General features: G+C 62.5%; 13 protein-coding genes. 6 read left to right on the top strand and 7 right to left on the bottom strand.

Annotation, left to right across the window (positions count from 1 at the left end):
* Positions 1–198 precede the first annotated feature (198 nt).
* Both AB4Z51_RS02375 and AB4Z51_RS02370 read right to left on the bottom strand, forming a co-directional pair.
* Entirely contained in the window at positions 199–951 is a 753-nt protein-coding gene (locus tag AB4Z51_RS02375) for an SDR family NAD(P)-dependent oxidoreductase (RefSeq protein ID WP_244623134.1), read from the bottom strand.
* 139 nt (positions 952–1090) lie between these two features.
* The gene (locus AB4Z51_RS02370) at positions 1091–1450 is read right to left on the bottom strand and encodes a hypothetical protein (protein WP_441496975.1); all 360 of its coding nucleotides are present in this window, start codon (positions 1448–1450) and stop codon (positions 1091–1093) included.
* Positions 1451–1597: 147 nt separating this feature from the next.
* On the opposite strand from AB4Z51_RS02370, the gene AB4Z51_RS02365 reads away from it, so the two are divergent.
* Positions 1598–1981 carry a VOC family protein gene (locus AB4Z51_RS02365; protein WP_135214546.1) on the top strand — a complete coding sequence of 128 codons (384 nt, stop codon included), beginning with the start codon at positions 1598–1600 and terminating at the stop codon, positions 1979–1981.
* A 121-nt stretch (positions 1982–2102) separates the two neighbouring features.
* On the top strand, positions 2103–3785 hold the full coding sequence (locus AB4Z51_RS02360) for a Na/Pi cotransporter family protein (RefSeq protein WP_441496974.1): 1683 nt from the start codon (positions 2103–2105) through the stop codon (positions 3783–3785).
* A gap of 49 nt (positions 3786–3834) precedes the next feature.
* Here the strand turns inward: AB4Z51_RS02360 and AB4Z51_RS02355 are convergent, their stop codons facing one another.
* On the bottom strand, positions 3835–4098 hold the full coding sequence (locus tag AB4Z51_RS02355) for an RbsD/FucU domain-containing protein (protein WP_441496973.1): 264 nt from the start codon (positions 4096–4098) through the stop codon (positions 3835–3837).
* A gap of 205 nt (positions 4099–4303) precedes the next feature.
* Between AB4Z51_RS02355 and AB4Z51_RS02350 the strand changes: the two genes are divergently transcribed.
* Positions 4304–6136 (top strand): caspase family protein, encoded by a 1833-nt coding sequence (locus tag AB4Z51_RS02350; RefSeq protein ID WP_441496972.1) that lies wholly within the window; start codon positions 4304–4306, stop codon positions 6134–6136.
* Between the two features lie 73 nt (positions 6137–6209).
* Here the strand turns inward: AB4Z51_RS02350 and AB4Z51_RS02345 are convergent, their stop codons facing one another.
* From AB4Z51_RS02345 to thiD, 4 genes are all read right to left on the bottom strand, one after another.
* Positions 6210–7193: a threonine/serine dehydratase gene (locus AB4Z51_RS02345; protein WP_441496971.1), complete on the bottom strand. Its 984-nt coding sequence runs from the start codon at positions 7191–7193 to the stop codon at positions 6210–6212.
* Positions 7194–7257: 64 nt separating this feature from the next.
* A complete protein-coding gene (locus AB4Z51_RS02340) occupies positions 7258–8301 on the bottom strand; it encodes a glycosyltransferase family 4 protein (RefSeq protein WP_441496970.1) in 1044 nt (347 codons plus the stop codon).
* Positions 8301–9113, bottom strand: a complete 813-nt coding sequence (locus tag AB4Z51_RS02335) for a UDP-2,3-diacylglucosamine diphosphatase (protein ID WP_135214541.1) — start codon at positions 9111–9113, stop codon at positions 8301–8303. The genes AB4Z51_RS02340 and AB4Z51_RS02335 overlap by 1 nt, the downstream gene beginning before the upstream one ends.
* 228 nt (positions 9114–9341) lie before the next feature.
* Complete coding sequence (gene thiD, locus AB4Z51_RS02330; RefSeq protein ID WP_441496969.1) at positions 9342–10142, bottom strand: bifunctional hydroxymethylpyrimidine kinase/phosphomethylpyrimidine kinase; 801 nt, start codon at positions 10140–10142, stop codon at positions 9342–9344.
* A 129-nt stretch (positions 10143–10271) separates the two neighbouring features.
* Between thiD and AB4Z51_RS02325 the strand changes: the two genes are divergently transcribed.
* From AB4Z51_RS02325 to AB4Z51_RS02315, 3 genes are all read left to right on the top strand, one after another.
* The gene (locus tag AB4Z51_RS02325) at positions 10272–10517 is read left to right on the top strand and encodes an Lrp/AsnC ligand binding domain-containing protein (RefSeq protein WP_014493934.1); all 246 of its coding nucleotides are present in this window, start codon (positions 10272–10274) and stop codon (positions 10515–10517) included.
* Positions 10518–10893: 376 nt separating this feature from the next.
* Complete coding sequence (gene ypfJ, locus AB4Z51_RS02320; protein WP_441496968.1) at positions 10894–11928, top strand: KPN_02809 family neutral zinc metallopeptidase; 1035 nt, start codon at positions 10894–10896, stop codon at positions 11926–11928.
* Positions 11925–13643, top strand: a complete 1719-nt coding sequence (locus AB4Z51_RS02315; protein ID WP_441496967.1) for an alpha/beta hydrolase — start codon at positions 11925–11927, stop codon at positions 13641–13643. The genes ypfJ and AB4Z51_RS02315 overlap by 4 nt, the downstream gene beginning before the upstream one ends.
* Position 13644: the final 1 nt, after the last annotated feature.

Raw genomic sequence — 13644 nt, 5'->3', positions numbered from 1 at the left:
GTCATTGCGAGCGCAGCGAAGCAATCCAGAGTCTTTCCGCGGAGAGATTCTGGATTGCTTCGCTGCGCTCGCAATGACGGAGCAAGGTGAATCACCGCACCCTCTCTCGTGTTCCGGACAAGCTGCAACGCGTGGGCAGTTGCGGCGCAGAGCCGGGACCCAGGCTGCTGCACGGGTGCTCTCGCAAACCTAGCCGCGCTACGCGAAGGGGGCCTGCCCGGTTGATGCGTCGACGCCGCCGTCGACTGGAAGGTTCACCCCATTCACGAAGCTGGCGTCGTCGCTTGCGAGAAATGCGATGACGCTCGCGACTTCCTCGGACCGGGCTCCGCGCCCCAGGGGGATACGTTCCACCAGCTTCACGAACAATTCCGGATATTGCTCCATGATCGGCCTCGTCAGGTCGGTGAGGGTCAATGATGGGCACACCGCATTGATGCGCACGCCTCTCGGGCCAAATTCGAGCGCCAGGCTGCGTGTAAGATTGCTGACGGCACCCTTCGTGGCGTTGTAGAAGCTCACGCCCCGGTCACCGCCAAGCCCGCTGAGAGACGACACGTTGACGATCGAGCCGCCGCTTTCGATCAGGTGCGGAAGCGCCGCACGCGTCATGTAGAGGACACCGTCGACATTGACCGCGAAGACGTCTCGCCACAGCTGGATCGGCGAGCCCAGGAAACCGATCAGTTGACGAGGATGTCGATCCTCCCGAAGCGCTGCACCACGTTGGCGACCCAGACTCTCGACGTCTTCGGCGATCGAGACGTCGCCGGATCGGATCATGCAGCGATCGGTGCCTAGCTCTGCACCGACTTCGGCCAATTTGAACTCGCGCCGTCCGTTGAGCACGACAATGGCGCCTTCGCCGTGAAGGCGCCTTGCGGCTGCGGCGCCGATGCCGCTGCCGGCGCCCGTAACGATGACGACTTTGTCCTTGAACCGATCATTCATGCCAATAACTCCATCCGAACCCGCAAGGTCCGGACAAGAGCTAGGACACCGGAAAGACGGCTTGGTTTCAGCCGAACCGGATTCGGTTACGATTTGAAATCTGTCGCGCGAAGCGTTCCGCGAATCGATGTGAGGCCGCTCACCCGCAGTTCCAGACCGCGCCGATCGGGGTCCGCGTCCAGCACGGCCCGAAGCTGCCGCCATTGTAGCGGCCGCCGCCGAAGCCGGGCCGGCCGAAATAGCGCCATTCGCCGTCCCAGCCGTAATATTGGGGAACCGGGTCGATATACCAATGGCGGCGATCGCTCCGCGACATGCGGCGCATCGCCTCCTTCTGCTTGTAGAGCGGAATGCTGTTGCTCAGCGGCTGGCGATAGCCCGGCAGGAAGCCGTAGCCATGCCAAGCCTGCTTAGGACGCTTTTGAACGGGCTCAGCGGGCGCGGCGGCCGGCAGCAGAGACAGGATGACAGCAACGAATAGACACATAAGGCGAGACATGAACCGACCATAGACAGTCGGGAGCTGACAGGCCACTCAAATTCGAGTGCGGGACTTTTCGCCGCTTCGATTCACCGTGCTCTCCCGATAAGCTGGAAAAAGCAGCATGAGAGCTGCGCGGACAACCGCTTATTCCGGAGCGAGCGAGTGCCTCAAACCCCGCCCGTCGGCGCCTTCGCCATCATTCCGAGCAACGATGTTGCCGCTGCTATACCGTTCTGGGAGCGTCTTGGCTTCACGCGCGCGGGCGGTGACGCCGGCTACGTGATCATGAGGGGGTGGGGCTGCGAGGTGCATCTCACGCAAGCCGGCGATGGCCCGTGGCGCGTGCCCGAGCACAATCCCTTCGGCGTCTTCATTCACACGCCCGACGTCGAGGCCATTGCCGCACGCGTGGACGATCTGATCATCCGGCCGGGCGGCGTGCTGCGCCACCGCGAATGGGGGATGTATGAGGTCGGCATCAACGGACCTGACGGCCTTCTCGTCCGGATCGGCTGGCCTTCCGATCTGATGACCTCCCGCGGCTGACGATGCCCCTCCCGAGTGGGGTGATGGCAGACGATCGCGTAACGATTGATCCGACCCATCGGGGCTTTGTTGCTGTACTGTCTGCTTCGCTATTCGTGGTGCATTGTCGCGAGGAGCATGCATGTCCACGGCGATCTCGACGCTCGGCGGGGTAGGTCTCTTCCTGCTCGGCATGACCGTGATGACGGAGGGCCTGAAGACGCTGGCCGGCTCCGCGCTGCGCGGGGTGCTCGGCAAGGCGGCATCGACGCCGCTGCTTGGCTCATTTTGGGGAGCCATCGTCACGCTGCTGGTGCAGTCCTCCAGCGCAACGACGATGACGACGATCGGTCTTGTCAGCGCCGGCCAGCTGACGTTCCAGCAAGGGTTGAGCCTGGTCTTCGGCGCGAATATCGGCACCACGGGGACCGGCTGGCTGGTCGCGCTGATCGGCGTCCGTGTCTCGCTAACGGCCGCGGCGTTGCCGATGATCTTCGTCGGCGCGTTGACCAAGCTTCTCGGCCGAGGGCGAGTTTCCGGCGCCGGTGCCGCGCTCGCGGGATTTGGACTCGTGCTGTTCGGGCTGACGACCCTGCAGCAGGGCATGGGCGGGCTGGCGGAACGTTTGCACCCGGCGGACCTGCCCGCGGTCCTCGGCAGTCCCGGGACGTCATGGTGGTCGGGCCTGCTCGGCGTGCTGGCGCTGGTGGTGATCGGATTGGTCATGACCGCGCTGATGCAATCGTCGACGGCCGCCATCGCAGTGACCTTGTCCGGCTATTTCGCAGGCGCAATCGGGTTGGACCAGGCCTGCGCGTTGATCATCGGCCAGAACATCGGAACGGCGACGAGTTCCGCGCTCGCCGCGATCGGCGCGAGCGCCACCGCGAAGCGGTTGGCCATCGCCTACGTTCTTTTCAAGCTGATCGCCGCGCTCATCGCGCTGGTAGCTTTTCCCGTCGTAACGCCCTTGCTGCTGCGCGCCTCGGACACGATCGACGGCGTCACGCTGCTGGCCGGGTACCACACAGCCTTCAACGTCGTCGGCGTCGCGGTCCTGCTCCCGCTGATCAACCCGTTTACGCGGCTGGTCGAACGGATCCTGCCCGAGCGCGGCTCGCCGCTGACGCGATGTCTCGATCCTTCGGCGCTTGAGACCCCGATCGTGGCCGTCGAGGCGGTACGGCGCACGATCGCGCGCGTGCTCTTGACGGTGTGCAGTTCGGTCGAGGCGAAACTGGCGGCCCGCGCTGCACCGATACGGCTGGGAAAGGACACCGTCTCCGTGCAGGAAGCGGCCGATGCCGTGAGCCAGGCGCAAATATTCCTGTCGGATGTGGCCGGGCCACCCGACACCGACGACGAGCAACGGCGTCTCACGAGCACGCTGCACGCACTCGACCACGCATCTCGACTGACGGACCTCGCAAGTGGAGGAAACAATTTCGGCTCGGTGGCAGGCGGGCCGGAGGACATCCGCGCCGGAGAGCTATGTGCCGAGGTCATGCGGAGCGCCGCCGCGATTGCGCGCGGCGTCGCGGCGCCGCCCCGCGGATCGACGCACTTCGCGCCCGCCTCGCATGCCGGCGACATCTTGGCTGGTCCCCGCGCCGACCCGCCCGACGAGGCCATCGCCGAGTTCGAGCGTTGTACGACACAACTCCGTGAAATGCTGCGCATCCACCGCAGCGCGACGCTTGGTGCGGTGGCCAATGGAACACTGACCGCAGACTCTGCCCTCCTTCGCGTCGAGGCGGTTCGCAACCTCGAGGCGTTGTCGCAGCACGCCTGGCGTTCGGCGATCCATCTCATCGGTCGCGGCTAGCGCGTTTTCAAGCGAAGAAGTGGATACCGGTTCGCGTCAAGAAAACGCGTCAAACAAGAATCTGGAGCCCCGTTCCGATCCCATCGGAAGGGGCTCTATAGATCACGCCCTTGCGGATCAGGAAGCAGCCATAGCCCCTGCTGTCGCCGACCTGCACGACACCGAACCCCGCCGACGCCGCGCGATAGAATTCCGAGCGCGAGAGCTTGCCGGGGCTGACGGCGCCGCCGGCCGCGCGTTCGATCTCCGCCAGCACCGCGCGCTGCACGTCGGGGACGCAATCGGGATCGTCGACCGGCGCCATCACGCGCACCGGATCGGGATCGAAATCGTAGAGCGGGTCTTTCGCGGGCCGAACCGGCGCGGCCGGTCATCGGCCGTTCACCATAGCAGGTTCCAAGCGTGATTCAGATCACGCAGCTCATCATGGTGATTGCGATCACGGACCACGGGCTCGAACGCGGCCAAGCTTCCTCGCAACCAATCTCGCATCGAGATGAGTGCCAAAGGAGCACGCCATGTTCCGCCTAAAGCCTTTCCTGATGACGGCTAGCCTCGTGGGAAGCCTGTTCGGCTTTGCCTGCGGCCCTGGTTCCGCGCAGGTCGCCCCGGTCCAGCCTGCCCCGACCGCGCTGCAAGGCCCGGAACAGCGCGTGGCGCTGGTGATCGGCAATTCCAACTACAAGAACGCGCCGCAGCTCCAAAACCCCGACAATGACGCAGAGTCGATGGCGCAGTTCCTGAACTCCGCCGGCTTCGAGGTGGTTGCCGCGACCGACCTGACCCAGAACGACATGCTCCGCGTCGTCCAGGACTTTTCCGCCAAGGTTTCCGCGCGGGGTCCGAACACTGTCGCCATGGTCTACTACGCCGGTCACGGCGTGCAGCTCGCCGGCGAGAACTATCTCGTCCCCGTCGATGCGAAAGTTTCGAACCCCACCGAGCTCGTGAGCAACTCGGTGCGCCTCGTCGACGTGATGTCGACGCTGGAGACGATCCCGAGCCGCATGCGCATCGTCATCCTCGATGCCTGCCGCAACAATCCGTTCCCTGATGTCAACGACGCCGGCCGCGGCCTCGCCATCGTCGATGCGCCGAACGGCTCGATCGTGGGCTACTCGACCGCGCCGGGTGCGGAAGCACAGGACGGCACCAACGGCCACAGCCCCTACACTCAGGCCTTCCTCAACGTCGCGCGCGAACCCAACGTGCCGATCGAGCAGCTGTTCAAGCGCGTGCGTCTGGAAGTGAACCAGACCACCAGCGGCGCGCAGATCCCGTGGGAAAGCTCGTCGCTGACCTCGGACTTCACCTTCTTCGGCGACACCGCTGTTGCCGCCACCCGCGCCCCGGTGAATGCGCCTGTCGTGGAGATGGCCTCCAACCTGCCGGGCCGTTCGACGCGCCAGGCCTATGACTACGTCGTGTCCGAGGGACGGCCGGAGTACTATCAGGAGTTCATCCAGATGTACCCGCATGACCCGCTGTGCGACCACATCCGCTGGCTGCTCTCGAACCTGCTGATCACGCAGGCCTGGCACAAGGCGGTGCTCGCGAACTCCCCGCTCGGCTACAAGAGCTTCTATGACAGCTACGGCAACAGCCCCTATGCGCAATCCGCGCTGAAGCTCCAGACCCAGCCGAAGCTGATCCCCCTGATGCAGGCGACCAAGTTCCTGGCGCCGCAGAACATTGCTCCGACGTTCAAGGTCGGCAATCTCGGCCAGCCCAAATACATGCCGCTGATGCAGCAGGGCAATGGCGGTGGGCAGATGAATGGCAATCTGCCGGTCGTGCAGAAGCCGATCGACAGCAACGTCATCGGCAAGCTCGGCAATGGCGGCCAGATCGTCAACCTGCCGGCCGGCAACAATCAGCCGAACCAGCCGAACGGCACGCCGTCGCAGACCCCGGGCAAGATCGTCACCCTGCCTGCGCCGACCAACGCGACCAACAATGGCGGCATTGGCAAGATCGTCACCCTGCCCGCGACCAACAATACGCAGAACGGCCGCAGCAACAATACCGGCACTGCCAACGGCACGACCAACGGCACGCCTGGCAAGATCGTGAGTATGCCGGTGAATGTCGGCAAGGGTGGCTCGACTGTCGATACGAAGCCCGTCGTTCAGACGCAGAACAACCCGATCCGCGTCAACAACGGCGTGAAGCTCAACAACAACCCGGTGAACAAAGTGCAGGTCCAGAACAACCAGCAGAACAACCGCCCGCAATTAAATACGACCAACCGTATGGTCAACAACGGCGGCAACAACTTCCGCCAGTCGATGAACCAGGCGCCGAGCACGAATAATGGCGGCAACAATCGCCGCGGCGGCTTCATGCACTGATCGCCACAAGCGAAACGAAGAAGGGGCAGAGCGGCAACGCCCTGCTCCTTCGTCGTGTCAAAATCTCAGAAGATCAGGCCACCAGCTCGGCAAACAGATCCGCATCGACATTGCCGCCGGAGAGCACGATGACGACGATCTTCCCGGCGACGTCGAGACGTCCCGCCAGCAACGCGGCAAGGCCCACCGCACCTCCCGGCTCGACCACGAGCTTCAGCTCGCGATAGGCAAACGCCACCGCCGCGCCGACTTCCTTGTCAGATGCAGTCACGCCGCGCGCCAAGAGCTTGCTGTTGATCGCAAAGGTCATCTCGCCGGGGATCAGGGCCATCAGCGCATCGCAGATGGTGCGGCCCGCAGGCCCATGCGGCTCGCGGTGGCCGGCGGTCAGCGAAATGCCGTGATCGTCGAACKCCTCGGGCTCGGCCACCACGATCTCGGCGAGCGGATAGCGCGCCTTGACGGCCGTGGCGACGCCCGCGATCAGGCCGCCGCCGGAGGCCGGTGCCACCACGATGTCGGGACTGAGGGCGAGCGCAGCCATGTCCTCGGCGATCTCACGACCTGCGGTGCCCTGCCCCGCGATCACGAACGGATCGTCATAGGGCCTGACCAATGTCGCGCCGCGCTTCTCGGCGATGCCGCGCGAGATCGCCTCGCGGTCGTCGCGGTCGCGATCATACAGCACGACCTCGGCGCCATAGGATTTGGTGCGCTCGCGCTTCGACAGCGGCGCATCCGCGGGCATCACGATGGTCGCATGCATGTCGAGGATCTTTGCAGCCGCCGCGACGCCCTGGGCGTGGTTGCCGGACGAGAACGCGACGACGCCGCCGGCGCGCTTGTCCTGCGGGATCGAGGCGACCTTGTTGAAGGCGCCGCGGAACTTGAAGGAGCCGGTGCGCTGGAGCATCTCCGGCTTCAGGAAGACCTTTGCGCCGACGCGCTCGTTGAGCACGGGAAAGGACAACAGCGGGGTGCGGATGGCGAAGGGCGCGATCACGCGTGCTGCTGCTTCGATATCGGCAGGGCCGATTGGGAGGAGATGTTCGGTCATGCCTGATGTTATCGCGCCGGACGAGGCGCGGGGCAAGACACCTGCGCGCGATGAACCTTGGTTTTCAGGCTACGAAACTAACCGGCTCCGCCCCATTCCTGCCAGGAAGCACCGCGCCAACCGCCTTGATGCTGTCCACAAACGCCCTCGCCGAGGCCTCCCAGGTGTAATTGGCGGCGAATTCGACGCAGTCCTGCCGGGACACGTCGAGCGCCGCGAAGCAGGCGTTGCGCAGATCATGATCGAGGGCGCCGACCGGTGCATCGCCGATCACGTCGCGAGGGCCCTTCACCGGGAAGGCCGCGACCGGCAGGCCGCTGGCGAGCGCTTCCAGCAGGACCAGGCCGAACGTGTCGGTCTTGCTGGGGAACACGAACACGTCGGCCGCAGCATAGATTGCCGGCGGCGCCTCGCCGTGCTTCTCGCCCAGGAAGATCGCATCCGGATAGGCTTCTTCCAGCGCGACCCGCGCCGGGCCGTCGCCGACGATCACCTTGGTGCCGGGCAGATCGAGATCGAGAAACGCCTCGAGATTCTTCTCCACCGCGATYCGGCCGACCGAGAGAAACACCGGCGCCGGCAGGCAGAGGTCGATCCCACGGGGGTGGAACAGGCTGGTGTCGACGCCGCGCGGCCACAGCACGACGTTGTCGAAGTCACGTTCACCAAGCTCGCGGGCGAGCGCAGGCGTCGCCGCCATCACGGCGCGGCTGGGCGCGTGAAATCGGCGCAGCGCCCGCCAGATCAGGGATTCCGGAACCGGCACGCGGGCGCGGACATATTCGGGAAAGCGGGTGTGGAAGCTGGACGTGAACGGCAGCTTGCGCTGGCGGCAGTAGCGGCGGACCATCAGGCCGATCGGCCCCTCCGTCGCGATGTGGATGCTGTCGGGGCGCGCCTCCTCGATCAGCTTCGCGATTCGCGCCGGCCGCGGCATGGCGAGCCGCACGTCGCGGTAGCTCGGCATTGCGAAGGTGCGGAACGATTGCGGCGTCAGGAACGTGAACTCGACGCCGAACCCCTTGGCTGCGTCTGCGAGCTTGGTCAGCGTCCGAACCACACCGTTGACTTGCGGGTGCCAGGCGTCGGTCGCGACCAGGATGCGCATCAAGCGGCCCTTGCTGCGACCTGCGGGACCGGTGCCGGCTTCCGCGCCTGATCCGCCCAGGTGATGATCTCGAAATGACCGTCGTCATGCTCGACCAGCGCCGTGCAGCTCTCAACCCAGTCGCCGCAGTTCATGTAGCGGATGCCGGCCTCGTCGCGGATCACGGCATAGTGGATGTGGCCGCAGATCACGCCGTCGGCGTCGTGACGCCGCGCTTCGGCGGCGAGCGCCTGCTCGAACGCGCCGATATAGTTGACGGCGTTCTTGACCTTCTGCTTGGCCCATTGCGACAGCGACCAATAGGGCACCTTGAACATGCGCCGGAAGAAGTTGACGAAGCGATTCATCTGGATCGCGAAGTCGTAGGCCTTGTCGCCGAGATGGGCGAGCCAGCGCGCGTTCTGCACCACGAGATCGAAGATGTCGCCGTGGATGACGAGGTAGCGCTTGCCGTCCACGCCGGTGTGGACGGTGTTCTCGACGACGTCGATGCCGCCGAAATGCGTGCCGTAATAGTTGCGCAGGAATTCGTCGTGATTGCCGGGAATGTAGATGACCTTGGCGCCCTTGCGCGCCTTGCGCAGCAGCTTCTGGACCAGGTCGTTATGCGACTGCGGCCAGTGCCAGCTCGATTTCAGCGCCCAGCCGTCGACGATGTCTCCGACGAGATAGATCGTGTCGGCATCGTGGTAGCGCAGGAAGTCGAGCAACAGGTCGGCTTGAGAACCGCGGGCTCCGAGATGAACGTCGGAGATGAACAACGTGCGAAAGCGCCTTTCAGGGCTCTCGTCACTCACATCGTAACTTCCCATGCGCCAGCCTGTAACCAATGTCCCGTGACAGGGGGATGACAGATTGAACCCTTGAGGCACCCTCAGATACGAATCAGACCTTGCCTCGCCCTCCCCGCGAATATCAGTCGCATGCGACAATCAGGCGACATGACGCCGTAGCCGCCTCCGCAAGACCCCGGAACCGATGGCCGAACAGGTTAACGGCAGCGGTCGCGCGCGCCGCGGGCGGTGCGCTCGCGGCCCGGATCAGTAAAATTTGTGGAAATGATGGATCGGCCCGTGGCCGTGGCCGACGCTGAAGCGGTCGGCGGCCGCGATCGCTGCGCTGATCCAGGCCTTGGCGTTCCGCACGGCGCGCTCCAGATCCTCACCCCTGGCAAGCCCGGACGCGACGGCCGAGGACAGCGAGCACCCCGTACCGTGGGTGTTGCGGGTGGCGACCCGCGGCGCCGCAAGCGCGATCGTGCTCTCGGCATCGACGAGATAGTCGATGCTTTCGGCGCCCTCGCCGTGCCCGCCCTTGATCAGGACCGCGCGGCAGCCCAGCGCCAGCAGCCGGCGCCCCTGGCTCTCGATCTCGGCCTCGCTTGCAGCGACGGGCTCGTCGAGCAGAGCCGCAGCCTCAGGCAGGTTCGGCGTGATCACCGACGCCAGCGGCATCAGTTTCTTGCGCAGTGCTTCCACCGCCTCCGCGGCGAGCAGGCGATCGCCCGAGGTTGCGACCATCACGGGATCGAGCACGATATGCCCCGGCATCCAGCGCGACAGCGCCGCTGCGATCGCATCGATGCTGGCGGCCTGCGCCACCATGCCGATCTTCACCGCGCCGACCTCGAGATCGGAAAACACGGCATCGATCTGCGCGGTGACGAAGTCGGCGGGCACCGCGTGGATGCCGGTGACGCCTTTTGTGTTCTGCGCCGTCAGCGCCGTGATGGCGGAGGCGCCATAGACGCCGAACGCGGTAAAGGTCTTCAGGTCGGCCTGGATGCCGGCGCCGCCGCTCGAATCGGAGCCGGCGATGGTGAGCGCCACAGGCGTCGTCATGGGGCGATTTTCCGCGTTTTTGAGGCCATCGCCCCGTCCTAGCGCGCACCCCGGTCGCCCGCAAGTTCGCTTGCTAAATCCGGCCGGTTTTGGCCTATTAGCCGCCAGATATGCTTCGGAGTGACTGCAATGGTTCCTTTTTTCGTCCAGATCAAATGCAAGCTCGGCCAGTCCTACACGGTCGCCAACGCGCTTGCCGAAGCCGAGATCGCCTCCGAGATCTACTCCACGGCCGGCCATTACGATTTGCTGGTGAAGTTCTACGTCGACAAGGACACCGACATCGGCCACTTCATCAACGAGAAGGTGCAGGTGCTGCCGGGCATCCAGGACACCCTCACCATCATCACCTTCAAGGCGTTTGGCGCAAGCTAGGGTTTGCACTCACAGAGGGCCGGATGGAAAGTCCGCTTCCGAGACAGCGCAGCGGACCAATTGTGCTCAAAGTGAGTTCTTCGGATTTTAACCATCGCGCACATCATCCAGCGCTGACACCCTCTTGCGCTGGCAAGGCTCAACGCGCTTCATCGATGACGGCCGCGTCGACATCGCGCCAATGTCCGGTCAAAAAACGGATAGTCTCCAAGCGGTTGGGGCCTTTGCATCGTAGCCCACGCGCTTAGGTCCGCGGAGGAACAATTCGGCGCCCGACCGCGTGCACTTATGCCGCGCGCAAAGTGTGAAACATTTCATTGAACATACAACCCTGGAATGCTCTTTTCGCACGGATCGTGAGCGCCGGGGGCCGGCAATGCCCAAAGGACCGCTTGTTTCGATAGCTGTTGCTGTCTGGGCGCTTTGCACAGGCGGCTTAGCCTGGGCAGTTCGCCCAGCACCGATAGACCCCGCTGCCATCCTCCGTAACCAAGTCGACAAGATTGGTCCGGGTTCAGTTGTATTTACTCCTCCGACGGAAATGACGGTCGGCTATCACGAGCCAATAACCGTCCAGCCGCTCCAACGTCATGGCGTGGCTCAAACTGAAGAGATCGAGGTTGGCAGCTTCATGCGGGCTCGCCTATTCGGTGAAGGATTCACGGCAACAACGAGTAGCGATGACGCGCAAGCCGAGTGGCTTTATGCTGAGCTTCCAGCGAAGTCGGGCGACCAGACCGGTGCACCGCGCGACAAGATGTATCTCTTCGTTTCGCGAGTTCTGGGCAGCACGGAGGAGGTCTGGCAGGCAATCTTCGCATCCGATCGCCTAACTTATCGGCCACCCCGTCTCGTTCTGTACACAAGCGCCACCTACGCAGCCTGCGGATTAGCCGAGAAAATCATGGGACCATTCTATTGTCCTGATGATCAGAAGGTCTACCTCGACCTATCGTTCTTCCAAGAGATGCAGACTGAACTTCATGCCTGCGATTCGAGCGGCGCCGACTGTCAACTTCCTCAGGCCTATGTGATAGCCCACGAAATCGGACATCACGTTCAGAACTTGCTGGGAATTATGCCAAAAGTGCGCCAGCTCCAAGAGAGCATGGAAACGGAGGCGGAGAGAAACCGGTTACAAGTTCTTCTCGAGTTGCAGGCCGATTGTCTCGCCGGCATTTGGGCGCGTAAAATTAAAGAGAAAGCGAAGATCAACGCGAGCGACATAGCAGCGGCAATTCGAACGACAGAAGCACTGGGCAATGACACCCTGCAGAAGAGTGCCTTGGGGTACGTAGTGCCTGACTCGTTCACTCATGGCAGCGCCGCGCAGCGCCATCATTGGTTCGATGTCGGTTACACAACTGGATTGGTGAAGAGCTGCAACACCTTTGCTGGAGCGCGGCAATGAGGCCCGACCTTCCCAACTCTCAACAGCCGAAGTCCGACAACGACTGCATACTACCGAGCGGGGCCGCTCGGGAGCCCCCACTGGACGAAGAGAAACTCCGCGACGAACGCCTGCTCGGTCTCTTGCATTTTCATTTTGAGGGGTGTGCCGTGCCCCAGCATTGGTTAAAATACTTGGCTGTTTGGTCAATTGCTTTCGCAACGAGCTTCGGGAGCAGCTACGCGCAACCGATCGTCGCCGAGCGAGACGTCCTTCAAATTTGCGAAGCGTTTTCGCGGAAGGCCCCAGAGCGAATGCCGGCAATTGTTCAGCCGGAAGCTGCCAAAAATTTCGTTGGGAGATACGCTCGCTTTTCGGACCGGCTACGAGGCTGCCTATCGGCATCGGAGCGCGAGCGCGAGCCAAATAGCGTGACTTTTTTGATTCAGAATACACAGTATGAGAGTTACTGGAAGTTCCTCACTGATTCCAACTCAGTTCAATGGATTTCTATCGAGAGGTTTAGGCCCGTCACGCTGGCAGATGATGAGCCATGGCGCGCGCCTTTTGATGTGATAGCAGCCCCGATCAGGCCAACGATTAAACCCGGCGGCACAAAAATAGACCCGGATACCCAAGGCGGCGCAATTCAAGACTCCAGAATCGACACACGTATCGTTGAGTTTTTCTATGCAACGAACCGCAAACAGTCGGACGCTCCCCCCGATGTCGAAGGCCATCCCCAGCCCGCATTCACAAGCGATGGACCTCCTGTCTACAGCTTAAACGGCTGGACTGCTGTCAGCGGCTACACAGGCGAGCGCAACCCTGATCTGAGTGTCGGGATCGTTCGCGTCCGGGTGCCTGAAGGACACCACATCGGAAACATAGAATTGCCCCCGAGCCTTAAGCTCTTCGGATTTGAATTGAGAAGAGACACACTTGACCCAACGAAGCATTTTACTATTCGCAGCATCGAGAAAACAGACGAAGCGAAATGGATAAGAACGCTAGCGTCAACGAAAAAGAAGAAGGCTCTCGTGTTTGTCCATGGCTTCAATACCAAATTCCGCGACGCCGTCTTCCGGGCAGCGCAGATAACTTGGGATCTTCAGTTCAGAGGCACCACAGTCTTATTCTCATGGCCGTCTCGCGGGGATATCGCGGACTATCTCTATGACAAAGAAAGCGCGTTGGCTTCGCGCACGGCCTTTCTTCGCGTGATCGACGATCTTTACAAAGCCGGATATGACAACATCGATGTGATAGCTCACAGTATGGGGAACTTGATCGCAGTTGAGGCCCTATCAAATAGCGCAGCGACACGATCACCCACGGCTATCGCGCAGTTGATTATGGTCGCCCCCGATGTGGACCGAGACATGTTTGTTCAAGACATTTCCGGCGTTGCAAAGGTCACTAAGGGGCTTACACTTTACGCATCCAAGAACGACAAGGCCTTGCAGCTATCGAAGCGTATTGCCGGAGGTATCCCGCGCGCAGGAGATGTACCTGATGCCGGGCCAGTTGTTTTGCCCGGACTTTGGACGATTGATGTCAGTCTAATTGGAGATGAACTGTTCGGACTAAATCATAACACGTTCGCCACAACACGAAATGTGCTTAACGATCTTGCGATACTACTTATGGAAGGCAAGCCTCCACCACGGCTAGTTGAAATCCGGGGCTTCCCTGAGCCTCCCCAAAAAGCCGCATACTTCCGCTACATACCCTAGA

Source organism: Bradyrhizobium sp. 2TAF36 (genome assembly GCF_052114925.1).
Classification (GTDB): domain Bacteria; phylum Pseudomonadota; class Alphaproteobacteria; order Rhizobiales; family Xanthobacteraceae; genus Bradyrhizobium; species Bradyrhizobium barranii.
The sequence above is the reverse complement of the archived record's forward strand: the minus strand, read 5'-3'. Positions and strand labels throughout refer to the sequence as shown.

Coding starts and splice junctions, on each gene's coding strand:
- AB4Z51_RS02375 (WP_244623134.1), bottom strand. CDS start 951: ATGAATGATCGGTTCAAGGACAAAGTCGTCATCGTTACGGGCGCCGGC.
- AB4Z51_RS02370 (WP_441496975.1), bottom strand. CDS start 1,450: ATGTCTCGCCTTATGTGTCTATTCGTTGCTGTCATCCTGTCTCTGCTG.
- AB4Z51_RS02360 (WP_441496974.1), top strand. CDS start 2,103: ATGTCCACGGCGATCTCGACGCTCGGCGGGGTAGGTCTCTTCCTGCTC.
- AB4Z51_RS02350 (WP_441496972.1), top strand. CDS start 4,304: ATGTTCCGCCTAAAGCCTTTCCTGATGACGGCTAGCCTCGTGGGAAGC.
- AB4Z51_RS02335 (WP_135214541.1), bottom strand. CDS start 9,113: ATGGGAAGTTACGATGTGAGTGACGAGAGCCCTGAAAGGCGCTTTCGC.
- thiD (WP_441496969.1), bottom strand. CDS start 10,142: ATGACGACGCCTGTGGCGCTCACCATCGCCGGCTCCGATTCGAGCGGC.
- AB4Z51_RS02325 (WP_014493934.1), top strand. CDS start 10,272: ATGGTTCCTTTTTTCGTCCAGATCAAATGCAAGCTCGGCCAGTCCTAC.
- ypfJ (WP_441496968.1), top strand. CDS start 10,894: ATGCCCAAAGGACCGCTTGTTTCGATAGCTGTTGCTGTCTGGGCGCTT.
- AB4Z51_RS02315 (WP_441496967.1), top strand. CDS start 11,925: ATGAGGCCCGACCTTCCCAACTCTCAACAGCCGAAGTCCGACAACGAC.